This is a genomic window from Pelomonas lactea, from assembly GCF_043555885.1.
Taxonomy (GTDB): Bacteria; Pseudomonadota; Gammaproteobacteria; order Burkholderiales; family Burkholderiaceae_C; genus Pelomonas; species Pelomonas lactea.
This window is the reverse complement of sequence record NZ_JBIGHX010000001.1, coordinates 781,732-807,197: the sequence shown is the minus strand read 5'-3', so window position 1 is coordinate 807,197 and position 25,466 is coordinate 781,732. Positions and strand designations below refer to the sequence as shown.

Here is a 25,466-nt window from a genome sequence, read left to right as displayed (position 1 = left end):
CCCGCGGCGCCTTCCGGATGCCTGACGATTCCACCGACGCTGAACTCCTTGCCCTGCCCACCTCGCTGCGCCTGCTTGCGGCGCGCGGCATTTCACGCAGCCACCGCAAGGGCGTGGTGCTGATCGAGGAGGGGTCAGTCGGCGACAACCTCTACGTGGTGCTGTCCGGCTCGCTGCGGGCCTACAGCAGCGACGCACGCGGCCGCGAAATCACCTACGGCGTCTACGGCCCCGGCGAGTATGTCGGCGAGATGAGCCTGGACGGCGGGCCACGCTCGGCCAGCGTCATCACGGAGGAGGCCAGCCGGCTGGTCATGGTCACGCGCGCCAGCCTGCTGACGCACATCAGCGAGCACCCCGAGTTCGCGTTCGAGCTGCTGACCAAGGTCATCCGCCGCGCGCGCGCGGCGACGCTGTCGACCAAGCAGCTGGCGCTGAACGACGTCTACGGGCGGCTGAAGAACCTTGTCGACGAGCTGACGCAGGACGGCCGCCACCTCGCGCTGACGCACCAGGGCATGGCGCAGCGACTGGGCTGCTCACGCGAGATGGTGTCCAAGCTGGTCAAGGACCTGGAGCTGGGCGGCTACCTGCGCCGCGTCGCGGCCGGCGAATACCAGCGCCTCAAGAACCTCCCGGCGCGCTGGTGATGGCGCCCCTCGGCCGGCGGGTACGCCGGCCGATCCCCCGAGGGGATCGCGGGCCGGCTTGGGAGCGGCCCGGCGCTCGGCCCGCCCCTGCGGCTACTGCGGGCTGACGTTGCGTGGCGGCGCGACCGGGAAGCGCTGGTCAGGCTTGGCCGCGCGGGCGTACAGCCCTTCCACCTTGGGCAGGTTGGCCTGGATGTCGCGGATGCGCGTGCCGCTGGCCGGGTGGGTGGACAGCCATTGCGGCGGCGCGCCCTTGTTGGCGGCCATCATCTTTTCCCACAGCCGCACGGCGGCCGACGGGTCGTAGCCGGCGCGGGCAGACAGCTCGATGCCCACCAGGTCGGCCTCGGTCTCGTCGTCGCGGCTGAAGCGCAGGCTCAGCAGCTGGCCGCCCATGCCGGCCAGGCCGCGGCCCAGGTTGCCCAGGCCCAGCAGCGCCGAGCCCAGCTCGATGACGCCGTTGGTGACGGCCGACTTGCCGACCCGCTCGCGCGCATGCTCGCGCAGCGCGTGCGCCACCTCGTGGCCCATGATGGCGGCGACCTCGTCGTCCTCCAGCTTGAGCTTCTCCAGGATGCCGTAATAGAAAGCGATCTTGCCGCCCGGCATGCAGAAGGCATTCAGCTGCGCGTCGCCCAGCAGGTTGACCTCCCACTTCCAGCGCTGCGCGCGGTCGTTCCACTCATAGCTGTACGGAATGATGCGCTGCGCGATGTAGCGCAGGCGCTGCAGCTGCGGATGCTGCAGCGATGCCAGGGCGCGCTGCTGGTTGGCCTGGGCCATCATCTGCGCGTACTGCTGGCCGCCGGCCTGCTCCAGCTGGTCGGCCGACACGAAACCGGTGAACTTGCTCTTGGGGCCCACGTCCACGCCCTCGCGGGCCCAGGCGGGCAGCGCGGCGGCCACGCCGGTGGCGGCCAGCAGGCCCGTGAAGAGGCGGCGCCCACGTCTGGGCGGCGCGCAGCGGCCGGCGGCGCAGTCGGCACAGGCGCCGAACATCCGCTGCGGCAGGTGGCTGAGTTGCAGGTCGTCGTGGACCAGGAAGTCGTCGGCATGCATGGCGACATTGTGCGATGGCCGCATGTCGCCTGTCGTAGGACTGGCGACAATCGGGCGCATGACATTGCCCCCCCGCCCGCGCCGCCCGTTGCCCTCCCAGGGGGCGCATCCCTGCCTTCGGGCGGCCGGGCGGCATTGATATGGACTCTCAGCAATTCCGCGCCGCCCTCGGCATGTTCGCCACCGGCGTGACCGTCATCACCGTGCGCTCGGCGGACGGCGGCCTCGTGGGCCTGACGGCCAACTCGTTCAATTCCGTGTCGCTGGACCCGCCGCTGGTGCTGTGGAGCCTGGCGCGCCGCGCCGGCTCGCTGCCGACCTTCACGCACGGCTCGCACTACGCGATCAACATCCTCGCGGCCGACCAGAAGGAGCTGGCGCAGCGCTTCGCGACGCGCGACATCGACCGCTTCGCCGGCGTGGCCTGGCGCGAGGGTGCCGGTGGCGCGCCGGTGCTGGACGGCGCCGTGGCCGTGTTCGAGTGCGCCAACCGCAGCCGCTACGAGGAGGGTGATCACGTCATCTTCGTCGGCGAGGTGGAGCGCTGCACGTCGCGGCCCGGCGCGCAGCCGCTGATCTTCCACGGCGGGCGCTACTTCACCGAGCTGCCGATCTGACGGGGTGTCGATCGGGCGCCGTCTGGATCGTCGAGACTGCAGAGGGTCGTCCTCTCGCCCCCATCAGGAACCGTCATGCCCAACACCGTCACCTTCCACCGCGTCCTGCGCTGCCCGCCGGACCGCGTCTACCGCGCCTTCACGACGCCCGCCGCCATGGCCAAGTGGCTGCCGCCGTTCGGCTTCACCTGCACCGTGCACGCGATGGACGCGCAGGTCGGCGGCAGCTACCGCATGGCGTTCACGAACCACACGACCGGCGGCAGCCATGGCTTCGGCGGGCGCTACCTGGCGCTGGTGCCGGGCGAGCGGGTGCAGTACACCGCCACCTTCGACGACGCCAACCTGCCCGGCGAGATGCAGACGACGGTCGAGCTGAGGGCCGTGTCCTGCGGCACCGAGGTGCGCATCCGGCAGGAAGGCATCCCCGATGTCATCCCGGCGGAGGGCTGCTACCTGGGGTGGCAGGAGTCGCTGCTGCAGTTGGCCCAGCTGGTGGAGCCGGAGATCCGCGCGTGATCAGCTGAGCCTGCCGGTGGGCAGCGCGGCCGGCGCCCGGCTGAGCGTGCGCCAGCGCCAGGCCAGCACCGCCGCCGACAGCGCCGGCACCGCAGCGGCCAGCAGCGCCATCGGCACGCCCAGCCGCGACAGTCCGTACAGCAGCCCCGCCAGCGCGAGGAATGCCAGCACGGGCCACACCGTCGTCATCACCTGCGGCGCGCGCATGGCGGCGGGTGGTCGGGTGAGGTTGACTGCATTCACCGGCAGCGCCGCCAGCGGCAGGCACAGCAGCCAGTCGTTGTGGGCCGCCAGCCCCAGCGCCAGCAGCACGAGGCTGGTGCCCAGCCAGGCGATGCCGGCGTTGCGCAGGTGGCCGGCCGCCACGGCGCGGCTCAGCATCGCGCCGCGCGGCATGCCCGGCAGCAGGCACAGCAGGGCCTGCTCGCGCCGGCTCTGCCACAGCGCCGTGGGCAGGGCGAAACCGGGGTTGAAGCCCACGCTCGCGATGGCCACGCCCATGCCGAAGGCGCCAGGCAGGAAGGTGGCCAGCGGCACGTGTATCACACAGGACACCGCCACGAACGCGACGAGCACGATGACGGCCAGCACGGTGATGCCCATCAGCTGGTACATCCAGTGCTGCGCGCCGTGCAGCACGAGGGTGGCCCGGGCCATCACATTGCGCGGGCTGCCGTTGTCGGCGCGCGCCAGCAGCCGGCGCTGCCAGGCGTCCAGCATCAGGCCGAACGGGCGCGTCAGCCACTCGACGGGTCGACCCCAGGCCGCCGCGTTGACCTGGCGCCCGTCCAGCTGCAGGCGCATCGCGTTGCGCATCAGGCTCTGGCGTGCATAGCGGGCTGCGTGGCGGGCGCCGCCCGTGCCGAAAGCCAACACCACCAGTGCGGCCTGAGCCAGCAGGCCGGCCAGCAGCATCACGCCGGTGTGCTCGACCCACAGCGTGGCCAGCGCCCTCCCGAGTGGCGCCAGCGTCGCACTGAAGGCGCCCAGCAAGGGCGACAGCAGCGTGAGCAGCAGCCACAGCCACACCATGCGCGATGCCCACAGCAGGAACACGGCGATGAAGCCGCAGCTCAGCAACTGCAAGGGCCAGGCTCCAGGGATCGGGAAGATGGCCCACAGCAGCAGCGTCGTGAGGCCGGTGCTCAGCGCCCAGCCCAGCAGCGCGGCGCGCCTGATCGTGCGCAGGTGGCCTGGCACGGTGCGGGCGGCGGTCGGGTGGTTCTGCTCCTGCAGGCTGCCGCACACGGCCAGCCACACGCCCAGCGTCACCAGCAATGCCACGCCGGCCACCAACCGCCAGCCGGCCTCGGGCGGCAGCGCGATCAACCCGGCCATGCACACCAGCACGATCAAGGTCATGACGAGCCAGCGCCCCAGCGGCGCTTGCAGGTCGCGCGTCCGCCAGAAGGCCAGCAGCACCTGCGAATAGCGGGCGGCGGCGCTCATCAGGTCAGCTCCGTGAACAGGTCGTCCAGGTTCAGGCGCTCGGCCGCGACGCCGCCGGGCAGCGCGCCGCCGGCCGGCAGCCGCGCCAGCACGCGCTCGCGGCCGGCCTCCAGCGGCGTGCGCTTGAGCGGCTGCAGGCCCAGGCGCCCCATCAACGCGGCCATTTCGGTGACGCTGCCGGTGAAGGCTCGCACCTGATCTAGCAACTCGTCCAGCGGCGCCTGCAGCGCGATGCGGCCCTGCGCCAGGAAGGCAATGTTGAACGCCACGCGCTCCAGGTCCGACAGGATGTGGGTGGAGAACACCACCGTCGCACCGCGGTCCAGCACCTCGCCGACGAGCTCGCGCAGGAAGTCGCGCCGGCCGGCCGGGTCCAGGCTGGCGACGGGCTCGTCCAGCACCAGCAGGTCGGGCTCGTGGGCCAGCGCGCGGATGATGGACAGGCGCTGCTTCTGGCCGCCGGAGAGCTTGCGGATGGGCTGGTCGGCGCGAATGTCCCAGCGCGACATCAGGCCCTCCACCTTGGCGTCGTTCCAGCGCGGGTAGAAGCTCTTGAAATAGGCCAGCAGCTGTGCCGGCGTGAAGCCCTCGAACAGGTCGCTGTGCTGCGGCACGTAGCCGATGCGGGCGCGGGCGGTGTCGTCCAGCGCCGCCACGTCCTGGCCGAACAGCTGCACGCGCCCGGCGTCGGGCTCGCGCAGGCCCAGCAGCGTCTCCAGCAGCGTCGTCTTGCCGGCGCCGTTGCGGCCCAGCAGGCCCACCACCTGGCCGGGCAGCAGCTGCCAGTCCAGGCCGGTCAGCACGGCGGGGCCCTTGGGATAGGCCAGGCTCACGCCGCTGAGTTCGGCGCTGGCGGATTCGGTGTGCGGAAAGTGCGGGGTCATGGGGCCTCTTCCAGGATGGTTTTGAACAGCTGCAGGGCCTGGGCCGGGGACAGCTCCAGCTGCCGCGCTTCGGCGGCGGCCTTCTCCAGCGTCGGTCGCAGCAGCTCGACGCGGTCAGCGGTGGGCTGGGCCTGCTGGTGCTGGGCCGCCACCACCATGGACAGCCCGCGGCGGCGCTCCAGCACGCCGTCCATCTCCAGCAGGGAATAGGCCTTGGAGATGGTCATGGGGTGCACGGCCAGCGCCTGCGCCAGCTCGCGCACCGACGGGATCTCGTCGCCCGCTTTCAGCTGCCCGGCCGCCACGCGGCGCTTCACCTGCTCGATGAGCTGGCGGTAGATGGGCTCGGGCGAGCCGGTGTTGATGTGGACGAAGTGGGCGGGGTCCATGGGTGCTGGCTATGTGTACTAGTACGATAGTACACATGGACAGGTGAGGTCAAGCCCCGCGGTCGCACAATGGCGGCCTCACCGTTGTAGCCCCCCCTGCCATGCGTCGTCTGCTGCTTGTTCCCGCCCTGTTGCTGTCCCTGGCCGCCCAGGCCCAGAGCCCCGCCGTGAAGGTGGACGACCCCTGGGTGCGCGCCACCGTCGCGCCGCAGAAGGCCACCGGCGCCTTCATGCAGCTGACGTCGGCTCAGGCGGCCAAGGTGGTGGCCGCCAGCTCGCCGGTGGCGGGCATGGTGGAGATCCACGAGATGAAGATGGACGACGGCGTCATGAAGATGCGCGCCGTGGACGCGCTGCCGCTGCCGGCCGGCCAGGCCGTGGCGCTGAAGCCGGGCAGCTACCACGTCATGCTGATGGGCCTTCAACGCCCGATCAAGGCCGGCGAGGTCGTGCCGCTGACGCTGACCGTCGAGGCGGCGGACGGCAAGCGCACGGACGTCGAGGTCAAGGCGAAGGCGCGCTGACGCGGCCGAGCAGAAAAAACTGCTCAAGTTCGCCGCGTGGCGGCCGATGACCCCATGACACAGCTTTCACTGCCTGCCGTGCTGCCTCCCGTCAACGCCACCGCCAGCGCTTCCCCGTCCGGGGTGGCTGCGGCGCCCGTGCCGGCGCGGCGCGCGGCGCCAGAGGTCGCGTCGGCCGTGGTGACGGTGTCCGCCGCCGGCGCGCGGGCGGCAGCCTCGCAGGACACGGCCAAGGTGGCCACCGGCATCGTCCACGTGACGGCCGACGTCAACCGCGATGGCACGGTGTCGGACCAGGAGCAGCAGACCGAGACCGCGCAGCTGGCGCTGAAGCGGGCGCTGATGGAAGGCGGCCCCAACCTGGATCAGGCGCTGGAGGCGTACCAGTCGGTCGCTTCTCTGGCGGACGTGCAGCGCTGACGCTCAGGCGCGCGCCGCATTGGCGGCGATGTCGGCGGCCAGCCGCGGCCACAGCGGCTCGGGCAGGTCGTGGCCCCAGCCGGGGATGATCTCCAGCCTTGCATCCGGGATGCGCCGCGCCAGGTCGCGCGCCGCGGCGACGGGGATCAGCGCATCGTGCTCGCCATGCAGCACCAGCGTGGGTGCGGCGATGCGCGACACGCGCTCGGCCCGGTGGGCGTCGGCCGCGATGGCCACCAGCTGGCGCGCCACCGCCTGCGGCCGGAACGCGCGCTGCACGCCCTGCGCGATGCGCTCGCGCAGCACCGCGGGGTCGGCCGGGTAGCCGGGGCTGCCGATGATGCCGTACAGGCCCACGAAGTGGTCCAGCACGTTCTGCAGCTTCTGCTCGGGCGTGCTGCCCGGCCGGGGCCGGGACAGCAGCGCGCGGCGCACCTTGAGGCTCTCCTTGGGCAGGCTGCGGTCGCCGCTGGTGGTCATCATCAGCGTCAGGCTCTTCACGCGCTGCGCATGGGCGAAGCCCAGGTGCTGGGCGATCATGCCGCCCATGGAGGCGCCGCAGACATGCGCCGCCGGGATGCCCAGCGCGTCCAGCACGCCGACGGCGTCGCGCGCCAGGTCGGCCAGCTGGTAGGGCGCCTTGATGGGCAGGTGGAACAGGTGCAGCAGCGCGGCCAGCGGCACGTTGGGCGGGCCCAGCTCGTCGAAGGGCTGGGACAGGCCCACGTCGCGGTTGTCGAAGCGGATGACGCGAAAGCCGCGGGCCACCAGCTCGTCCACCAGGCCGTCGGGCCAGGCGATGAGCTGCATCCCCAGGCCCATGATCATCAGCAGCGGCTCGCCGTCCGCCGGGCCGCGGATGTCGACCTCGATGCGGACGCCGTTGGCGCTGAGCTGCATGCGGGCGGGCGCGGGGTCAGCCGAGGTCGACCTGGCGCTCGATGACGCGCGACACCAGGCCGTAGGCGATGGCCTCGTCGGTGCCCATCCAGAAGTCGCGCTCGATGTCCACGCGCACGCGTTCCAGCGGCTGGCCGGTCTCGCGGGCGATGACGGCGGCGATGCGCTCGCGGGTGCGGATGATTTCCTTGGCCTGGATGGCGATGTCGCTGGCCTGGCCGCCGGCGCCGCCGGCCGGCTGGTGGATCATGAAGCGCGTGTTGGGCAGCGCGACGCGGCGCTCCTTGGGCACGGCCAGGTAGATGTGCGTGCCGGCGCTGGCCACCCAGCCCGTGCCCACCACGGTGACCGGGGCGCGCACGAAGCGGATCATGTCGTGGATGGCGTCGCCGCTCTCGACGTGGCCGCCGGGGCTGGAGATCAGCAGCGTGATCGGGGCGTCCGATTCCTGGCTCAGCGCCAGCAGGCGGCGGCAGGTGGCGTGGGCCATCTTGTCGTCGATCTCGCCGAAGATCATTACGTAGCGGCCCTTGAAGAGCAGCTGCTCCTCCTGCTTCTCGGGGGCTTCTTTCTTGGCGGCCTTGTCGTCGGCGGCGGCGAGGGTGTGGTGTTGCATGGGCATGGGTCCGGTTGAGGGCGATACCTTACCGCGAGAAGCGCGGCGGTGTGGAAGCGGGGTCAGGCATCGCCGTGGCGGCGCCACCAGGCCGCGCTGGCGATGGCAAGCAGCGCCGCGAAGCAGCTGGTGCTCCAGACGACGCTGCGCACGAGGCGGTGCGACCCGTAGGCGGGCAGCGTCGCCGGCGTCAGCGCCCAGGCGCTGGCAGCCCCGATGGCCAGCGCCACGGCCGCGCAGGCCAGCAGCAGGCGGCGGCGCTGCATGTCCAGCGGCGCGGGCACGGCCGGCGGCAGGCGGCGCAGCGCGCGCCGGTACACGACGGCCAGTGCCGCCACGCCCACGGCGGTGCTCAGGTGCTGCAGCAGGTGCGTGAGCTGGAACTGCCGGTCCAGCCCGTCCAGCAGCGGCTCTTCCAGCTCGGGCAGCAGCTCGGCGCCCCAGCGGCCCTCGTGCGTGAACGAGTCCCACACCAGGTGCGTGGCCGCGCCGATCAGCACCGACAGCACGGCCACCACGAGCGCCCGCCACGCCGGGTGCGGCGGCGGCTGCAACTGCGCGCGCACCAGGCCGCGGTGCGGCTCGGCCAGCAGCACGGTCAGCGGCTTCGCAAAGCGCAGCAGCAGCGCCAGCAGCAGCAGGCATACCGGCAGGCAGGCGGTGAGGATGCCCTCGGGCGTGTGGCAGAACGAGCGCCACTTGCCGTGCATGCCGATGTAGTAGCTCATGTCGGGCGCCATGGCGCCGAGGGTCAGGGCTGGCAGCGAGAGCCAGCGGGGGCACAGCCGCCGCAGCGGCAGGATGGCCGCCGGGTGGGCAAAGGTCCAGGGCATGGGGTGGTCTTCAAACGAAAGGGCAGGGCGGGTGCAGCAAGTCCTGCGCCATGGGCAGCGGGCCCGGTGGCGGGGTCAGGTCTTGTAGAACCAGCGCCGCGCACCCTTGGGCTCGAAAGGCTGCCACTGCCCCTCGGGCTGCGCCAGCCGGTCGGCCAGCGCGTACAGCGCGATGGGGTTGACGCCCAGGCCGATGTGGCTGGCCTGGACCTCGATGTTCTCCGCCAGCGGTGACGGCTCGTTGACGCTGCAGCGCCAGGCGACGACGCCGTCGGTCTTGGAGTAGATGGACGTGGTGGGCACCGGCGGCGCCTGGCGGATCTGCGCCAGCAGGTCGTGGTCGTCGGCCACGGTCTGGCCGCTGACCATCTCGAAGAAGCGCCATGCGTTGGTGGCGCGCGGGTGGCCGGTGAACGGCGTGCCCAGCGTGACGACGCAGCGCGTCAGTTCGGGGCACTCCTTGGCCAGCTCGCGGGCATAGATGCCGCCCAGGCTCCAGCCGATGAGGCTGACCTTGCGGTGGTGGCGACGGTGCAGGTCTTCGAGGTGGGCGCGGCACTGCTCCAGCACGCCGGCGCGCGGGCCGAAGTTGAAGCCCTGCTGCCAGGGCTGCGTGGCGTAGCCCAGCGAATCGAGCAGCGCGCGCAGCGGCGCGGTGGTCAGGTCGTTGGCGCCCAGGCCGGGGAACACCAGCACCGGGTGGCCGTCGCCCTGGGGCAGCTTCTTCATCCACGGCAGCGTGGCCAGCAGCGCGGCGTACTCCCACGGCGCGCGGCCTTCCAGCATCAGCAGCCAGGCATTGGGGGCGCGCAGGTCGTGCGCGGCAGCGGGGGCGTGGTCAGTCGGCGTGGGCCGGCGCGGGAGGCGCGGCGAGCGGGAGGCGGGCATGCAGGCGGGAAAGGGACTCAAGCCCCGCGATTGTCCGCCGGCCGGCGCGGGGCGGTGCAGCGTGCTTGCCCGGGGCGCCGGTGTCGCGTGGGCGACGTCGGTGGCCTCGCCGGGGGCTCAGAGGTGCAGGGCGGTCGGCGGCGGCTCGCCGATGGGGCACCGGGCGTCGGCGCTCACGGGATTGCGGTTGAAGGTCTGGCGCAGGTCGGCCGCCAGGTAGCCGATGACGCCGACCAGCACGGGAAACAGCACCAGACCCACCATGCCGCGCAGCACGGCTCGCCAGCCGGCCACGGCGATGGTGTCCTGCGTTGGCACGCTGTCCAGCGGCGGCGCGTACCCGCCGCGAAGGACACGCACGGACTGCAGGAGCAGCGGGGACAGCGCCAGCAGCATCAGGAACGGCAGGCCGGGATAGATCAGCAGCCACAGCAGCTGCGCGGTCTGCGCTGCACCGAAGCGTTCGCACAGCAGTGCCAGCGTGCCGGGTGTCTGGAGCTTGGGCATGCCGAGCGCGATCGCCACCATCACGAAAATTTGCAGCGCCAACTTCCAGCCCGCAGGCTGCTTGCCCCGCAGGATGACGGCGCGGGCGCTGGCGGGGTAGGCGGCCAGCCGCTTCTGCAGGATCGACTCGGCATCGCCCCGGTCGGCCTTGAAAACGGCCACGATGAGCGCGATGACGCCCAGCAGCACGCAGGCCCAGAAGACCAGGTCGCCTGGAAAGTCATCCATCGCGGTCAGGCAGCCTTGGCCACGCGGCGCCTGGCCGGCGCCTTCTTGGCGGCCACCGGCTTGGCCGCTGCCTTCTTCGCCGGGGCGCGCTTCTTCACTGCCGGAGCCGGCTCAGCGGCAACCTCGGCCACCGGCAGCGCCTGCAGCTCCATGAAGGCCGCCTCGACATAAGCCGCCAGTTCGGCGGTCTCGGGCAGTGCCTCGCCGCAGGCCATCAGGCCGATGTCCAGCGACTGGTGGTAGGTCTGCACCGTCACGTTCAGCGCCAGGCCGTGCACGGCGATGGACGTGGGGTAGTTGGTCAGCATCAGCGCACCGGCCAGGTACAGCGGCACCTGCGGGCCGGGCACGTTGGAGATGACGACGTTGGCGATGACCGGCAGCTTCTCGGCCACCTTGGCGCGGCCGTACAGCATGGCGCCGGCCTGCATCAGCCAGGGGATGCCCAGCGATGGGAAGTCCGTGGGCATCAGGCTCTTGAGCTGGGCCATCTGCGCCTTCATCGCGTGGCTGGACGCCATCACGTGGGCCAGTCGGTCGGCCGGGTTGGCGAGGTGGGTGCCCAGGCTCATGAAGCTCATCGTGGCCTGGTTGTTGGACGTGGTGTCGCCGGCCGCGCGCGTGGACACGGGCACGGCGGCGATGAGGCTCTTGCGCGGCTGCGGGCCGTGCTTGGCGAAGTAGCGCCGCAGCGCGCCGCCGATGACGAACAGCACCGCGTCGTTGACGCTGGCGCCGTGGCGGCGGCGCGCGCGGTTCAGCTCGGCCAGCGGCAGCGTGACGCCGGCGAACGAGCGCGTGTCGGACAGGCTCACGTTGAAGCGCGTGCGCGGCGCCGGGCCCAGGCTGGAGACGGCCGTCTTGCCGCGCACGACGGCGGTCGTCTGCGCCGCCGCGTCGGACACGGCGGCCAGCAGTGCGCGCAGCTTGTCGACGGCGCTGCCGGCGGCGACGCCGCCGACGTAGCCCGCGGCCATGTTGCCGAGGATGCCGGCCGCGCCGGGCAGCGCGCGGGCCAGCTTGACGGTCTGCTGCCACTGCTGCGACACGGCCGCGCGCAGCAGGCCCACGGTGCCCAGCTGGCCGCGCTTCCTGCCGCGCGCGGGCAGCGACTCTGTGGCGCGCGGCTCGGGGCTGAGGTCGAGGATGACCTGCGCCAGCGCCACGGCGGCCTGGCCGTCCACCGCAGCGTGGTGAAGCTGCGTGTAGAGGGCCACGCGCACCTGGCCATCGGGGCCGGGCTCCAGGCCGGTGAAGACGTGGAACTTCCACAGCGGACGAGCCCGGTCCAGCAGCACGGGGTGCAGGGCGCCCACCTGCGCCTCCAGCTCGGCCATGCCGCTGCCCTCGGGCAGCGGGATCTCGACGATGTGTTCCTCCAGATCGGGCTCGGCGTCCACCCACCCGGGGTTGGACAGGCCCAGCGGCATCGTCAGCAGCTTGCGCCGCAGCGCCGGCAGCAGCGGCAGGCGGGCGCGCATGTGCTCGCGCAGGTCCGCGACATAGTCGCCGTCGTAGCCGGCCGGCAGCTCCAGCAGGTGCAGCGCGCCGACATGCATCGGCATCTGCGGCGTCTCCAGGTACAGGAAGCTGGCGTCGAGGCCTGGGAGCTGTTTCATCGGCGGTCTCCGGCGTTGTCGAGCCAGCATACCGATGAAACCGGTGGAGGCCCTCCGGGCCGACCCCTCCAGCAGCCGCCGCGGAACCGGCTTTGCCGGGCCGCCAGTGGCGCCCCCTTGAGGGGGAGGCGCGTCAGCGCCTCGGGGGTGGGCTTACTCCTCCGGGACGAAGATCCAGAGAAGGATGTAGAGGAGTATGCCGCTGCCGAAGGCCAGGAACAGCACCGTGAAGATGAGGCGCCAGACCCAGGAGTCCAGCCCCGTCGCGCGGGCGATGCCGCCGCAGACGCCGCCCAGCCAGCGGTCCAGGCGGGCCCGGCGCAGGCCGTTGACGGCGCCGACGTTGGGGCCGGCTGCCGGGCCGTGGCCGGCGGTGGCGTGGCCGCCCAGCACCCGGGCCTTGGCCTGCGCGAACTCCGCGTCGCTGAGCACGCCGCGGGCGTGCAGGTCGGCCAGCTTGTTGAGTTCTTCCGCGTCGTTCATCTCGAGCTCCTGTCGGTGTTGATGGGCTGAAGCCTACCGGCAGGCGGCGTGCCTGCCAGCGGCTTGCGACAGGCCGTCGAAACGGTGGGATGCATCCGCGGAAATCCGCGGACGGAGCGCCTACTGGCGCGCCCGTGATCTTCCTGCGTCGATGTCGATGTACTGCCAGAAGTCGTTCCAGAACAGCGGCCGGCGGAAGCCGCTCATCCACGGCTGCTCGATGTCGGTCAGCATGCGGTGCACATGCACCTTGTAGGGCATGTAGGTCACCGCGTAGCGCTTGGCCTCCTTGAACAGCGCGTCGCGCTCGGGGCCGTCGGGCAGGCCCTGCATGCGGTCGTACAGCGCGTCGAAGCGCGCGTCGCGGAAGCGCGGCAGGTTCTGCGTGCCGGCGCCGGGGCCGTAGTAGCGCAGCAGGGCTTCCTGGCCGTCGGGCGACGAGGCGGTCGAGCCGACCTGCCACGTCTGGTAGTTGCCGGCCTGCACGGCCTTCAGGTTCTCGGGCCACTGCTGGATCTTGATCTGCAGCCGGATGCCGACGGCCCGCATCGCCTTCTCCCACAGCTCGTCGATGGCGCGGCTCAGCGAGTTGGGTTCGGTGTTGCGCGTGATGACCAGCGGGCTGCCGTCGGGCAGGTCGCGCCAGCCGTCGCCGTCGCGGTCGATGTAGCCGTACATGTCCAGCAGCGCCTTGGCGCGCGGCGGGTCGTAGTCGCTCATCTCGCTCTTGAAGGCCGGGTCGTAGCCGCTGGTGTTGGGCACGATGGGCGACTGCGCCGGCACGCCCTGGCCGCGGCGCGCGATCGTGATCTCCTTGCGCACGTCGTAGGCCAGCGAGATGGCCCGGCGCAGCGCGACCTTGTCCGGCGTGACGCCGCCGATGACGGGGTCGTCGAGGTTGAAGGACGTCACCGTCATGTCCGGCGCCAGCGTGAACACCGCCTGCATGCCGCGCTTGGCCAGGCTGGGCGCGATCCGGCCGCCCGGCGCGGCCTGGGTGATGAATTCCTCGGGCACGCGCTCCATGAAGTCGTGCTCGTTGTTCAGGAAGGCCAGCCAGCGCGGCTGGTTCTCCACGATGACGTCCACGACGACGCGGTCCACCATCGGGAGGCGCCGGCCCTTGAACTTCGCGTAGATGGCCTCGGCCTCGTGGTCGCCCGGCGCGGGCTGCGCCTCGTAGTGGCGCTCGCGGTAGGTCGGGTTGCGCTCGAACACCATCTGCGAGCTGCGCCGCCATTCCTTCAGCACGAAGGGGCCGGTGCCGACCGGGTGCTCCATGATCTTGTCGCCGTAGAACTCGACGACCTCGCGCGCGACGACGCCGTAGATGTCGTTGCCGCTGAAGATGGACTCGACGAGACGCGGCCGCGGGGCGCGCGTCTTCACCTGCAGCGTGTAGCGGTCCAGCGCCTTCAGGCCCTCGACCTCTGCGTCGTAGGGGAAGGGCTTCTTCGACTTCAGCACCTGTTCGCGCAGCTCGTTCAGGCCGGCGATCGCGTTCTCCTCGTAGGCCACCCAGGCCTGGGCGTTGGTGGCGGGGTCGGCGAAGCGCTTGATGCTGTAGACGAAGTCGGCCGCGGTGACCTCGCGCCTGCGGCCCTGGAAGGCCGGGTCGTCGGCGAAGTAGATGCCGGGGCGCACCTTGATCGTGAAGGTCTTGTAGTCCGCGCTGACCTCGGGTTCGCCGGCCGCCAGCAGCGGCACCAGGCGCGGCGGGCGCGCCAGCGGGTCGAAGGCGTACAGCGTCTCGAAGATGTGGGCCGTGACGGTGCGCGAGTAGATGTCGGAGATGCGCGCCGGGTCGAAGCCGGTCTCGGCGATGCGGAAGGCGTAGCGCAGCGTCTTGGTGGGCTTGGCGGGCTCGGCCGCACGGGCCGGTGCGGCCAGCGCGAGGCAGGCCGCCAGCGCGGCGAGCAGGGGCTTCATCAGGGCTCCTTGGGCAGTGCGGCGAGGTCGATGTCCACGTACTTCCAGAAGTCGCGCACGAAGATGTTGCGGCTGTAGCCGCGCACCCAGGGCTGGGCCATGTCGGTCCAGATCTTGTGCACGTGGAACTTGTAGGGCGCGTAGGCCACCAGCAGGCGCTGCAGCTCGGCCAGCATGGCGGCGCGCTCGGGGCCGTCGGGCAGCGCCTTCTGCTGCTGGTAGATCGCCTCGAAGGCCGGCAGGTCGAAGCGCGGCTTGTTGGCCTTGCCCTTGGAGGCGCTGGAGCCCATCGCGACGAAGGTGTCGCCGTCGGGCGTGGTGCCCACCCAGCCGGCCTGCCACATCTGCAGCTTGCCGGCGTTGGCGGCCTTGAGCTGCTCGGGGAACTTGCCGATCTTGAACTTGAAGCGCACGCCCAGCTGCGCCATGTTCTTCTGCCACAGCTCGGCCAGCTGGCGGCGCTCACCGTCGGCCAGCGTGGCGTACTCGATGAGCAGCGGCTGGCCATCGGGCTGCTCGCGCCAGCCGTCGCCATCGCGGTCCTTGTAGCCGTACATGTCCAGCAGCGCGCGCGCCTTGGCGAGGTTGAACTCGGACATCTCGGACTTGAACGCCGGGTCGTGCCCGAAGGCGACGGCCGGGATGGGCCCCTGGCTCTTCACCGCCTGGCCGCGGCGCACGAGGTTGACCTCCTTGTCCAGGTCCACCGCGAGGTTGATCGCGCGGCGCAGCGCGATGCGCGCCGGCGTGTAGCCGCCGATGACCGGGTCCTCCATGTTGTAGTAGCTGAAGTTCACGTCGGCGCGCGGGTAGCGCGTCATCGTGAGGCCCTGCTTGGCGAGATTGGGCGCGAGCTTGTTGCCGGGCATGGCCACGCCGGCAAAGTCGATGGGCACCTCCTCGATGACATCGGCCTCGCCGCGCAGGAAGGACAGCCAGCGCGGCTGGTTCTCCTCGACGATGTCGATGACGACGCGGTCCACCAGCGGCAGCCGGCGGCCCTGCAGCGCGGCCACCTCGGCCTTGAGCCTGTCGGGGGCGTCGGGCGGCGCCACCTCGGCGTAGCGCACGTCGCGGTAGTTGGGGTTCTTCTCCAGCACGATGCGCGAGTTGCGCCGCCACTCGGCCAGCCGGAAGGCGTTGGTGCCCACCGGGTGCTCCATGATCTTCTCGCCGTAGTGCTCGACGACCTCGCGCGCGACGGCGCCCAGGAAGCCGGCATCGGCGAACTGGTAGACGAAGCGCGGGTCGGGCACGCCCAGCCGGATCTGGAAGGTGTAGCGGTCCAGCACCTTGAGGCCTTCCACCTCGCGGTCGTAGTCGAACGGCTTCTTGGCCGCCATCAGTTCGCGGCGCAGCTCCGACAGGCCCAGGATCCTGGGGTTCTCCAGCAGGTAGAGGTTGGCGCTGTTCCAGCGCGGGTCGTAGTGGCGCTTGACGCTGTAGACGTAGTCGGCCGCGGTCAATTCGCGCTTGCGGCCCTTGAACGCCGGGTCGTCGGCGAAGTGGATGCCGGGCCGGACCCGCATCGTGATGGTCTTGAAGTCGGCGCTGATCTCGGGCATCGCCGCCAGCGTGTTGGGCCGCAGCTTGAACGGGCGGGTGCCGAAGTCGTATTCCAGCGGCGCATCAAAGATGCCCGCGGCGACCGCCTTGGAGTAGCTGTCGCTGATCTGTGCCGGGTCGAACCCGGTCTCGGCCACCTTGAAGGCATAGCGCAGCACCTTGTCCTGGGCCTGTGCAAGGGTCAGCGTGCAGGCCAGCAGCAGGCCGGTCAGCAGATGGGTGGGCTTCATCGCGGGAGGTGCGCTTGGAAAAGCGCGGAGTCTAGTGAAACCGTCAGGGTGGGCGGGCGGCGCGCTCGCATAGACTCCGCCCCGTTCTCTGGTGTAACCCCGCGCCTGCCGCGGGGTTTGTGGTTTCTGGGAGCCCCGATGGCGGCCTATCTGATTCGACGCCTGTGGCAGATGATCCCCACCTTGCTGGGCGTCGTGCTGCTGGTGTTCTTCCTGTTCAAGTACTTCGGCAGCGACCCCGCCATCATCCTGGGCGGCATGAACGCCAGCCCCGAGCAGATCGAGGTCATCCGCGACCAGCTGGGCCTGAACAAGCCGGTCTGGGAGCAGCTGCTGATCTTCCTGAAGCAGATCGTGACCTTCGACTGGGGCCGCAGCTGGGCCACCAAGGAGGCCGTGGCGAACCTGTTCGCGACGCGGCTGCCGGCCACGCTGACGGTGACCGTGCCCATCCTGGTGCTGGAGGTGCTGCTGGCCATCCCGTTCGCGCTGGCCGTGGCCACCGTGCGCGGCAGCCTGACGGACCGCGCCGTGATGGTCTGCACGACGGTGGCGGTGTCCATCTCGCTGCTGGTCTACGTCATCCTGTCGCAGTACTTCTTCGCGTTCCGGCTGGGCTGGTTCCCGGTGCAGGGCTGGACGGGCAACCACTGGACCAACCTGACCACCTACGCGCCGCTGCCCATCCTCGTTGCGGTGGCCGTGTCGCTGGCGCCGCAGATCCGGCTGTACCGTAGCTTCTTCCTCGACGAGCTGGGCCACGACTACGTGCGCACCGCGCGCGCCAAGGGCATGACCGAGGGCACCGTGCTGCTCAAGCACGTGCTGCGCAACGCGATGATCCCCATCCTGACCAATGTGTCGGTGCTGCTGCCGGGCGTGCTGGTGGGCAGCTTCCTCATCGAGGTGTTCTTCTCCATCCCCGGCCTGGGCCGCGAGCTGTACCTGGCCGTGAACCGCGGCGACTACCCCGTCATCCAGGCCTTCGCCATCTACCTGGCGGCGCTGACGATGACGGTCAACCTCGTCGTCGACATCCTCTACAAGCTCGTCGATCCCCGCGTTGTCCTGAAATGAGCGCCGTGCTGACCTCCTCTTCCGGCGGCGTCTGGGCCGCCGCCTGGCGGCGCCTGAAGACCGACCGCGTCGGCGTCGTGTCCATGGGCATCGTCGGCGTGTTCCTCGTGCTGGTGCTGCTGGCGGCCACCGACCTCGTCGCCGCCGGCTGGCAGCGGGAGATCGGCGTGCCCAACGCGCCGCCCACGCTGCTGGGCCCGCAGCCCGCCGAGGACACCGGCACCATCGCCGCGCCCACCGGCCCCAACGTCGACCTGTCCGACATCGACCCGCTGGCGCCCCGCTACGCCGAGTGGGCCGAGCGCGCCAAGGCGTTCAAGACCGACGAGATCGTGCGCGCCGAGACGCTGCCGCTGGGCGGCGACCGGCTGGGCCGCGACGTGCTGGCCAAGGTCGTCAAGGGTGCCGAGGTGAGCATCTTCGTGGGCCTGGCCGCGGCCGTCGTGGCCACGCTGATCGGCACCGTGCTGGGCGCCGTCTCGGGCTTCTTCGGCGGCAAGGTGGGCGACTTCCTGGAGTGGGTCTACAACGTCTTCACGGCCATCCCCAGCATCCTGCTGATCTTCGCGTTCGCGGCCATCTTCCACCGCGGCATGGGCTCGGTCGTCGCCATCCTGGCGCTGACCGGCTGGACCGGCATCTACCGCCTCATCCGCGCGGAGTTCATGAAGCACCGCGTGCGCGAGTACGTGCGCTCGGCCGAGGCCATCGGCGCGTCGCAGGCGTCGCGCATGTTCCGGCACATCCTGCCCAACGTGTCGCACGTGGCGCTGGTGCAGCTGTCGCTGCATGTCGTCAGCTTCATCAAGAGCGAGGTCATCCTCAGCTACCTGGGCCTGGGCGTCAGCGTGGACCAGGTCTCCTGGGGCACCATGCTCGCCGAGGCGCAGAACGAACTCATCCTCGGCTACTGGTGGCAGCTGGCCGCCGTGGCCGCCTTCATGGCCGTCTTCGTCACCGCATTCGCGCTGTTCACCGACGCGCTGCGGGATGCGCTCGATCCGAAACTCAGGGGGCTGGAGTGACCACGCTGCTCAGCATCCAGGACCTGCAGGTCGCCTTCCGCATGGGCAAGGCGGGCGGCGTCACGCAGCGCCAGCTGGCCGTCAAGGGCATCAGCTTCGACGTGCCGCGGAACAGCACCGTGGCGCTGGTGGGCGAGTCGGGCTCGGGCAAGAGCGTCACGGCCATGTCCATCCTGAACCTGCTGCCCAGCAACGCGGAGCGCTCGGGCGCCATCCTGTTCCAGGGGCGCGACCTGCTGCAGGCCTCCACCCGCGAGCTGCAGGCCATCCGCGGCAAGGACATCGCCTGCGTGTTCCAGGACCCGATGAGCTCGCTGAACCCGGTGTTCGACGTCGCCACGCAGATCTGCGAGCCGCTGGTCAAGCACATGGGCCTGACGCGTCGCCAGGCGCGGGTGCGCGCCGAGGAGCTGCTGCACGAGGTGGGCATCCCCGAGCCCAAGCGGCGCCTCGCGGCCTATCCGCACGAGATGTCGGGCGGCCAGCAGCAGCGCGTCATGATCGCCGTGGCGCTGGCCTGCAGCCCGAAGCTGCTGATCGCCGACGAGCCCACCACCGCACTGGACGTGACCATCCAGCGCCAGGTCATGGAACTGCTGGCGCGGCTCAAGGACAGCCACAAGATGAGCCTGCTGTTCATCTCGCACGACCTCGGCGTGGTGGGCGAGATCTCCGACCATGTCGTCGTCATGCGCCACGGCCAGGTGCGCGAGACGGCATCGGTCGCGCAGATCTTCAGCGACCCGCAGGACGCCTACACCAAGGCGCTGCTGGCCTGCCGGCCATCGCTGACGGAGAACCCGGCGCGGCTGATGGTCATCGACGATCACATCGCCGGCCGCGCCGCGTCCACCGACGTGAAGCCCAAGGATCCCGACGCCCCCGTCGTGCTGGAGGTCACCGGCCTGAAGAAGAGCTTCTGGCTCAAGGACGGCCTGTTCGGCAAGCGCGAGTTCAAGGCCGTCAAGGGGGTGAGCTTCAAGCTGCGCAAGGGCCACACGCTGGGCGTCGTTGGCGAATCGGGCTCCGGCAAGACGACCATGGGCCTGGCGCTGCTGCGCCTGCACGAGCAGAGCAACGGCACGATGGGCGGCCAGGTGCTGTTCGACGGCCGCGACCTGCTGAAGATGAGCGGCGCCGACTGGCAGCAGATGCGCCGCCGCATCCAGGTCGTGTTCCAGAACCCCTACGCGTCGCTGAACCCGCGCTTCACGATCGCGCAGACGCTGCGCGAGCCGATGGAGATCCACGGCATCGGCAGCGGTACGGCCGACCGCGAGGCTCGCGCCATCGCGCTGCTGCGCCGCGTGGGCCTGGACGAGAGCGCCATGGCCAAGTACCCGCACGAGTTCTCCGGCGGCCAGCGCCAGCGCATCGCCATCGCGCGCTGCCTGACGCTGCAGCCCGAGGTGCTCGTGCTGGACGAGGCCGTGTCGGCGCTGGACGTGTCGGTGCAGGCCCAGGTGCTGAACCTTTTGCGCGACCTGCAGGACGAGTTCGGCCTCAGCTACATCTTCATCAGCCACGACCTGGCCGTCGTCAAGTTCATCTCCGACGAGGTGCTGGTCATGCAGAACGGCGACGTCGTCGAGCAGGCGCCCACGCAGGCCCTGATCGCCGCGCCGCGTGAGGATTACACGCGCCGCCTGCTGGGCGCCGTGCCACGTGGCTACCAGGGCTTGCGAGCCTGAGCACGATGCGGCGTGGCCCGTGGAATCTGTACGCTCTGACGTGCGTGCCGTGCGATGCGGTCCCGCAACCGCGCTGAAATGGGCGGTGCGGGACCACAAGCCCCCGTTTCGCTGCCGTGATGCATCCAATCCAGGCCCAGCTCAAGACGCAGTGCGCGGCATTCGCCGCGCTGCTGCTGCTGGCCGCCTGTTCGCCGGGGGGCTCGTCGGGCACGCCGCCGGCCTCGTCGGCGGCGGCATCGGCCGTGGCGGCCGACGACAGCCTGTCGCGTGAGCTGGACCGCCTCGAGCGCGCCGCGCATGCCAAGCCGGCGCAGTACGAGCTGGAGCTGCGCCAGCGCGCCGCCGCGCAGCCGGGCGGCGAGGCGCGGCTGGACGTCGTCGCGCTGCGCGGCCTGCTCGCGTCGCTGGCCCGTGACCGCGTGCTCAGCGACCGCCTGGCGCAGCGGCTGAGGGACTGGCCCGTTGCCGAGCAGCGCGCCGACGCCCGCGTCGCCGCGGCCATCATCGGCGCCGAGTACCAGCGCTCGCAGGGCGACCTGCGCGAGGCGCGCAAGCTGCTGACCGGCGTGGACGCCGCGCAGCTGGCGGCCGCCGGCCCGCTGTCCCGCTGGCGCTACCACCGCATGTTCGCCGGCGTCAGCGGCGACGCCGGCGAGCTGGACTCCGCGCTCACCGAGGGCCACCAGGCGCTGCGGCTGGCGCAGCAGATCGGCCAGCCCTGGCGCGTGGCGCTGTCGCTGGCCGACCTGTCCTTCACGACGCTGCGTGCCGACACGCCGGCCCGCGCCCGCCAGCTCGCCGCGCAGGCGCTGGCCGAGGCGCAGAAGGACCCCGACCCCATGACGCTGAACGCCGTGTACACGACACGCGGCATCGTGCATGCCGACGACGCCGACACCAGCATCACGCTGCAGGCCAACGCCGACGCGCTGGAGCAGGCCGCCGCGGCCGGCGCCGACTCGGTGCGCGCGCTGGGCCTGGCGAACTTCGCCGACTACCACCTGCGCCAGGGCCGCTATGCGCGGGCGCTGGAGCTGGCCGAGCAGGCGCTGCCGCTGGCGCACGCGACGCGCAACGTCAGCGCCGAGAGCGTGGCCCGCTCCAACATCGGCCTGGCCAAGATCGCGCTGGGCCGCCTCGCCGAGGGCCGCGCCGAGGCGCGTGCAGCCATCGCGCTGGATGAACAGCAGGGCGCCGTCTCTTATGCGTCCGATGGCTGGAAGGAACTGGCCGGCTACCTGGAGCGCGCCGGCGATCTGGCGGGCGCCGTGGCCGCCTGGCGCGAGCATCGCCGGCTGGTGGACCGCGTGCTGCGCGACGAAACCCGCAAGCTGCTGCTGGAGGCGCAGGAGCGCCAGGACGCCGAGCAGCGTGCCCGCGACATCGAGCTGCTGAACCGCGATAACGCGCTCAAGGCCGAGCAGGTGCACCAGCGCAACCTCGGGTTGATGCTGTGGGCCGCTCTGGGCGGGTGCGTGGCGGTGTCGCTGGGGCTGCTGTGGCAGGCGTTCCGGCGCGTGCGCCGCGCCAACGAGCAGCTGGCCCACAGCAACGCGTCGCTGCAGCGCCAGAGCGAGACCGACCCGCTGACCGGGCTGGCCAACCGCCGCCATTTCCAGGCCGCCATCAAGACGCTGAGCGGGCCCGAGGGGCTGGCCGCCGGCGTCTTCCTCATCGACGTGGACCACTTCAAGCGCATCAACGATGGCTTCGGCCATGCTGCCGGCGACGCCGTGCTGACCGAGCTGGCGCGCCGGCTGCGCGAGGCCGTGCGCGACGGAGACCTCGTCGTGCGCTGGGGGGGCGAGGAGTTCCTCATCGTCGCCCGCACCCGCGAGGGCCTGTTTGCGCCGCAGCTCGCGCAGCGCCTGCTCGACCTGATCGGCGGCCAGCCGGTGGAGCACGAGGGGCGGCGCATCCCTGTCACGGCGTCCATCGGCTTCGTCAGCCTGCCTGTGCCGCCGCAAGGCCTGCGCCTGCCGTGGGAGCGTGCGATCGACCTCGTCGACACCGTCATGTACCTCGCCAAGGCGCACGGCCGCAACAAGGCCTACGGCGTCGAGCGCATCGATGCCGCCGACGCGGCTGCCGCCGCGCAGCTGACGGCGCGGCTGGAGGCCGCCTGGAGCGAAGGCCGCGTGGGCCTGACGGTGCTGCACGGCCCCACCCCTCACGACGGCGCCCGGCCGGCTTCCGCATGAAGGCCTGGCTGCTCCCGCTGACGCTGGCCACCGCCATGGCGCAGGCCGCGCCCGACCTGGCGGCCGAGCGCGCCCAGCTGGCCGACCTCACGCGGCGCGCATACGACGCCCCCGCCGCCATGCTGGCCGAACTGGACAGGCGCTGGCCCGCGGACGTCGACCCTGCCCGCGAAGCCGCCTGGCTGTTCGCGCGCGGCCGCGTGCTGCTGGCCGCGGGCCAGGCCGAGGCGGCCGATGCCGTCGCGGTGCAGCTGGCGGCGCGCGAGCACGGGGCCGACCGCAGCTGGCTGCTGCGTGCCCTCATCCAGGAGCGCGCCGGCCGGCCCGCGGGAGCGCTGGCGGCGCGCGCACTCAGCGGGCTGGAGAAGCGCTGCCCCACCGGCGCTGCGGGCCGCGCGCAACGCGATGCCGAATGCGACGTCGCCGCCACCTGGGAGGCGCTGCGGCTGCAGCTGCGCGAGCAGGCCGGGCAGGGGGCGTTCGTCGACGCCGAGAACGGCGCGCGGCGTGCGCTGGCGCTGGCGCGGCTGGGTGGCGACCGCCACCTGGCCGCCCTCAGCCTGGGCCTGCTGGCCAGCGTGCTGCAGCAGCAGGACCAGCTCGACGCGGCGCGCGCCGAGATCCGCGCCGCGCATGCCGAGGCGCAGGGCGACCTGGTGGCCGGCGCGCGCGTGCGCAATTACGAGGCCGTCGTGGAGCGCCGCTCGCGCGACGTGCCGGCCGCCCGCGCCGCGCTGGAGGCCGGGCTGGAGCTGGCCGAGCAGGCCGAGGCGCCACATCTGGCGGCGCAGCTGCGCTCCAACCTGGTCGACACCTACATGCACCTGGGCCAGCTGAAGGAGGCTCTGGCCACGGCCCAGCGCGCGCTGCCGGTGCTGCAGCGCTTCCACGACAAGCTGCTGGAGCGCAACCTGCACCACAACCTGGCCGTCACGCACATCAAGCTGCGCCAGTTCGAGGCGGCGCGTCACGAGCTCGCCAAGGTGGCGGAGTTCGCGACCGACCCTGCCGACCTCGTGCCGCGCGCCCGCGAGCTGCGCGAGCTGGGCGACACCTGGGCCGAGGCCGGCCAGCACAAGGAAGCGCTGGCCGCCTACCACGCCGAGCGCGAGCTGACCGCGCGCACCAACGAGCGCAACCGCGCCAGCGCGCTGGAGGAGCTGCGCCGCAAGTACGACACCGCCGCCAAGCAGCGCGACCTGGAGCTGCTGGCCCGCGACGGCCAGTTGAAGGACCAGCAGCTGGCCAATGGCCGTCTGGTGCAGCAGCTGGGGCTGGCCATCGGCGCGCTGCTGCTGCTGTCCATGGCGCTGGTGGGCGTGACACTGCTGCGCATGCGCCGCGCGCAGGCGCGCCTGAGAGCCAACCAGCATCTGCTGCGTGCGCAGAGCGAGCGCGACCCGCTGACCGACCTGTCCAACCGCCGCCACTTCCTGGCCGTCATGGACGCCCGCGCCCGAGACGGCGGCGCCGCGGGCTTCCGTGGCGTGCTGATGATGATCGACATCGACCACTTCAAGAACGTCAACGACCAGCATGGCCACGCGGCCGGCGATGCCGTCATCGTCGAAGTTGGCCGGCGCATCCGCGCCGCGGTGCGCGATACCGACCTCGTCGTGCGCTGGGGTGGCGAGGAGTTCCTCGTCTACGCGCCCGAGCTCGCGGCCGACGATCTGGCGCAGATGGCCGCGCGCATCCTGCACGGCATCGGCGGCCCGCCCATCGCGACGCCCGATGGCATGCTGCGCATCACGGCCAGCATCGGCTTCGCCAGCTTCCCGCTGGGCGGCACCGCTGGCGCCGCACTGCGCCTGCACTGGGAACAGGCCGTCAACTGGGCCGACATGGTGCTCTACAAGGCCAAGGCCGAGGGCCGCAACCGTGGCGTCGGCATCGCCGCCGTCGAGGCACCCGACGCGGACACGCTGGCCGCCATCCTGCAGGACTTCGACGCCGCCTGCCAGCAGGGGCAGGTGCGGCTCAACGTGCTGGTGGGCCCGGCATGAAGAAGCCCCGCGTGCATGGCGTGCCCTGGCCGGCCTTGCGGGCCGCGCTGCGGCTTGAGCCGCCGCCCTTCGGCAGTCGCCGAGCGGACGGCGATGTTTGTGGCATCGAGCCGCAAGCACATCGCCAGCGCGGGCCGGTGTGGGGGGGGCGGGCGCTCGGCCCGCAGTGGCAACGGCGCGCGTTGCTGCTTTGCCTCGCCAGCCCCGGTGCGTGGGCCCAGCCAGCCTGGCCGTCCCGGCCGCTGCGCATCGTCGTGCCGCACCCGGTCGGCGGCGCGGCGGACCAGGCCACGCGGCTGATGGCGCCCGATCTCCAGAAGAGCCTGGGCCAGCCCGTCGCCGTCGACAACCGCCCCGGTGCCGACGGCAACATCGGCGCCGCGGCGGTGGCGGCCGCCGGTGACAGCCACACGCTGTTGATGGGCAGCCTGGGCACGCATGTGCTGAACCCGCTGCTGTCGCGCCGTCTGCCGTACGACGCGGTGAAGGACTTCGCGCCCGTGTGCCTGGTCGCGACGGTGCCGCTGGTGCTGGTGATGAACCCGGCGGTCGCGCAGTCGCTGGGCGTGCGGCGGCTGACCGACCTGGTGCACGCCGCCACGTCGCAGCCGGGGCGGCTGCACTTCGCGTCCAGCGGCAACGGCAACCCCACGCACCTGGCCGGCGAGCTGTTCAAGCGGCTGACGCAGACCTACATGCTGCACTTCCCCTACCGCAGCGCCGCGTCGGCGCAGCAGGACGTCATCGCCGGCAACATGGACCTGATGTTCGACGTGCTGCCGTCGGCGCTGCCGCAGATCCGCGCCGGCCGGCTGCTGCCGCTGGCCGTCACCAGCGCGCGCCGCAGCCCCAGCCTGCCGGACCTGCCCACCATCGACGAGGCCGGTGGCCTGGCGCTGAAGGGTTACGAGGCCAGCGCCTGGATCGGCCTGTTCGCGCCCGGCAGCCTCGCCGCCGAACCGCTGGCGCGGCTGCAGCGCGACTGCGTGGCCGCGCTGGCCGCGCCCGCGCTGCGCGAGCGGCTGACGGCGCGCGGCATGCTGGTGCATGGCAGCGGCGGCGCGGAGTTCGCGGCGCTGATCTCGGCGGAGACCACCAAGTGGGCGCGCGTCATCCAGGTCTCCGGCGTCAAGGTCGACCGATGAAGATGCCC

General features: G+C 71.6%; 24 protein-coding genes. 11 read left to right on the top strand and 13 right to left on the bottom strand.

Translation table 11 applies throughout. The features are described from left to right. The first annotated feature begins 17 nt into the window (after positions 1-17). Positions 18-650 carry a Crp/Fnr family transcriptional regulator gene (locus tag ACG04Q_RS03615; RefSeq protein WP_394509453.1) on the top strand — a complete coding sequence of 211 codons (633 nt, stop codon included), beginning with the start codon at positions 18-20 and terminating at the stop codon, positions 648-650. Positions 651-743: 93 nt separating this feature from the next. Here the strand turns inward: ACG04Q_RS03615 and ACG04Q_RS03610 are convergent, their stop codons facing one another. Beyond that, the gene (locus ACG04Q_RS03610) at positions 744-1,649 is read right to left on the bottom strand and encodes a M48 family metallopeptidase (RefSeq protein WP_394509674.1); all 906 of its coding nucleotides are present in this window, start codon (positions 1,647-1,649) and stop codon (positions 744-746) included. Positions 1,650-1,849: 200 nt separating this feature from the next. On the opposite strand from ACG04Q_RS03610, the gene ACG04Q_RS03605 reads away from it, so the two are divergent. Both ACG04Q_RS03605 and ACG04Q_RS03600 read left to right on the top strand, forming a co-directional pair. Next, entirely contained in the window at positions 1,850-2,326 is a 477-nt protein-coding gene (locus ACG04Q_RS03605; RefSeq protein WP_394509452.1) for a flavin reductase family protein, read from the top strand. Positions 2,327-2,401: 75 nt separating this feature from the next. Continuing rightward, on the top strand, positions 2,402-2,845 hold the full coding sequence (locus ACG04Q_RS03600) for an SRPBCC family protein (RefSeq protein ID WP_394509451.1): 444 nt from the start codon (positions 2,402-2,404) through the stop codon (positions 2,843-2,845). Here the strand turns inward: ACG04Q_RS03600 and ACG04Q_RS03595 are convergent, their stop codons facing one another. The 3 genes from ACG04Q_RS03595 to ACG04Q_RS03585 are packed head-to-tail and all read right to left on the bottom strand — an operon-like array spanning position 2,846 to position 5,567. Then, on the bottom strand, positions 2,846-4,294 hold the full coding sequence (locus ACG04Q_RS03595; protein ID WP_394509450.1) for a hypothetical protein: 1,449 nt from the start codon (positions 4,292-4,294) through the stop codon (positions 2,846-2,848). After that, on the bottom strand, positions 4,294-5,178 hold the full coding sequence (locus tag ACG04Q_RS03590) for an ABC transporter ATP-binding protein (protein ID WP_394509449.1): 885 nt from the start codon (positions 5,176-5,178) through the stop codon (positions 4,294-4,296). Before ACG04Q_RS03590 ends, ACG04Q_RS03595 begins: the two co-directional genes overlap by 1 nt. Continuing rightward, positions 5,175-5,567, bottom strand: a complete 393-nt coding sequence (locus ACG04Q_RS03585; RefSeq protein ID WP_394509448.1) for a GntR family transcriptional regulator — start codon at positions 5,565-5,567, stop codon at positions 5,175-5,177. The genes ACG04Q_RS03590 and ACG04Q_RS03585 overlap by 4 nt, the downstream gene beginning before the upstream one ends. A gap of 101 nt (positions 5,568-5,668) precedes the next feature. Between ACG04Q_RS03585 and ACG04Q_RS03580 the strand changes: the two genes are divergently transcribed. Together ACG04Q_RS03580 and ACG04Q_RS03575 are read left to right on the top strand one after the other, a co-directional pair. After that, entirely contained in the window at positions 5,669-6,091 is a 423-nt protein-coding gene (locus ACG04Q_RS03580) for a copper chaperone PCu(A)C (RefSeq protein WP_394509447.1), read from the top strand. A 54-nt stretch (positions 6,092-6,145) separates the two neighbouring features. Further along, positions 6,146-6,511, top strand: coding sequence for a hypothetical protein (locus tag ACG04Q_RS03575; protein ID WP_394509446.1), 366 nt, complete (start codon positions 6,146-6,148; stop codon positions 6,509-6,511). 3 nt (positions 6,512-6,514) lie between these two features. Here ACG04Q_RS03575 and ACG04Q_RS03570 read toward each other — a convergent pair whose 3' ends face one another. The 9 genes from ACG04Q_RS03570 to ACG04Q_RS03530 form a co-directional block, all read right to left on the bottom strand. Further along, positions 6,515-7,411, bottom strand: coding sequence for an alpha/beta fold hydrolase (locus tag ACG04Q_RS03570; RefSeq protein ID WP_394509445.1), 897 nt, complete (start codon positions 7,409-7,411; stop codon positions 6,515-6,517). A 16-nt stretch (positions 7,412-7,427) separates the two neighbouring features. Then, positions 7,428-8,027, bottom strand: a complete 600-nt coding sequence (locus ACG04Q_RS03565) for an ATP-dependent Clp protease proteolytic subunit (RefSeq protein ID WP_394509444.1) — start codon at positions 8,025-8,027, stop codon at positions 7,428-7,430. Between the two features lie 62 nt (positions 8,028-8,089). Then, positions 8,090-8,860, bottom strand: coding sequence for a DUF4184 family protein (locus ACG04Q_RS03560; protein ID WP_394509442.1), 771 nt, complete (start codon positions 8,858-8,860; stop codon positions 8,090-8,092). A gap of 75 nt (positions 8,861-8,935) precedes the next feature. Next, on the bottom strand, positions 8,936-9,769 hold the full coding sequence (locus tag ACG04Q_RS03555) for an esterase/lipase family protein (RefSeq protein ID WP_394509441.1): 834 nt from the start codon (positions 9,767-9,769) through the stop codon (positions 8,936-8,938). 96 nt (positions 9,770-9,865) lie between these two features. Next, positions 9,866-10,483 (bottom strand): hypothetical protein, encoded by a 618-nt coding sequence (locus ACG04Q_RS03550; protein WP_394509440.1) that lies wholly within the window; start codon positions 10,481-10,483, stop codon positions 9,866-9,868. A 5-nt stretch (positions 10,484-10,488) separates the two neighbouring features. After that, entirely contained in the window at positions 10,489-12,102 is a 1,614-nt protein-coding gene (locus ACG04Q_RS03545; RefSeq protein WP_394509439.1) for a wax ester/triacylglycerol synthase family O-acyltransferase, read from the bottom strand. A gap of 153 nt (positions 12,103-12,255) precedes the next feature. Continuing rightward, on the bottom strand, positions 12,256-12,585 hold the full coding sequence (locus ACG04Q_RS03540; protein ID WP_394509438.1) for a PspC domain-containing protein: 330 nt from the start codon (positions 12,583-12,585) through the stop codon (positions 12,256-12,258). 120 nt (positions 12,586-12,705) lie between these two features. Further along, positions 12,706-14,514 (bottom strand): ABC transporter substrate-binding protein, encoded by a 1,809-nt coding sequence (locus ACG04Q_RS03535; protein ID WP_394509437.1) that lies wholly within the window; start codon positions 14,512-14,514, stop codon positions 12,706-12,708. After that, a complete protein-coding gene (locus tag ACG04Q_RS03530) occupies positions 14,514-16,310 on the bottom strand; it encodes an ABC transporter substrate-binding protein (protein ID WP_394509436.1) in 1,797 nt (598 codons plus the stop codon). Before ACG04Q_RS03530 ends, ACG04Q_RS03535 begins: the two co-directional genes overlap by 1 nt. Positions 16,311-16,448: 138 nt before the next feature. Between ACG04Q_RS03530 and ACG04Q_RS03525 the strand changes: the two genes are divergently transcribed. The 6 genes from ACG04Q_RS03525 (at position 16,449) to ACG04Q_RS03500 (ending at position 25,458) form a co-directional block, all read left to right on the top strand. Next, positions 16,449-17,387, top strand: a complete 939-nt coding sequence (locus ACG04Q_RS03525) for an ABC transporter permease (protein ID WP_394509435.1) — start codon at positions 16,449-16,451, stop codon at positions 17,385-17,387. Continuing rightward, a complete protein-coding gene (locus ACG04Q_RS03520; protein WP_394509434.1) occupies positions 17,384-18,412 on the top strand; it encodes an ABC transporter permease in 1,029 nt (342 codons plus the stop codon). Before ACG04Q_RS03525 ends, ACG04Q_RS03520 begins: the two co-directional genes overlap by 4 nt. Beyond that, positions 18,409-20,103, top strand: coding sequence for an ABC transporter ATP-binding protein (locus ACG04Q_RS03515; RefSeq protein WP_394509433.1), 1,695 nt, complete (start codon positions 18,409-18,411; stop codon positions 20,101-20,103). Before ACG04Q_RS03520 ends, ACG04Q_RS03515 begins: the two co-directional genes overlap by 4 nt. A gap of 119 nt (positions 20,104-20,222) precedes the next feature. Beyond that, positions 20,223-22,307, top strand: coding sequence for a tetratricopeptide repeat-containing diguanylate cyclase (locus tag ACG04Q_RS03510; RefSeq protein ID WP_394509432.1), 2,085 nt, complete (start codon positions 20,223-20,225; stop codon positions 22,305-22,307). Further along, on the top strand, positions 22,304-24,313 hold the full coding sequence (locus ACG04Q_RS03505; RefSeq protein ID WP_394509431.1) for a diguanylate cyclase: 2,010 nt from the start codon (positions 22,304-22,306) through the stop codon (positions 24,311-24,313). The genes ACG04Q_RS03510 and ACG04Q_RS03505 overlap by 4 nt, the downstream gene beginning before the upstream one ends. After that, positions 24,310-25,458: a Bug family tripartite tricarboxylate transporter substrate binding protein gene (locus tag ACG04Q_RS03500; protein ID WP_394509430.1), complete on the top strand. Its 1,149-nt coding sequence runs from the start codon at positions 24,310-24,312 to the stop codon at positions 25,456-25,458. Before ACG04Q_RS03505 ends, ACG04Q_RS03500 begins: the two co-directional genes overlap by 4 nt. Positions 25,459-25,466 lie beyond the last annotated feature (8 nt).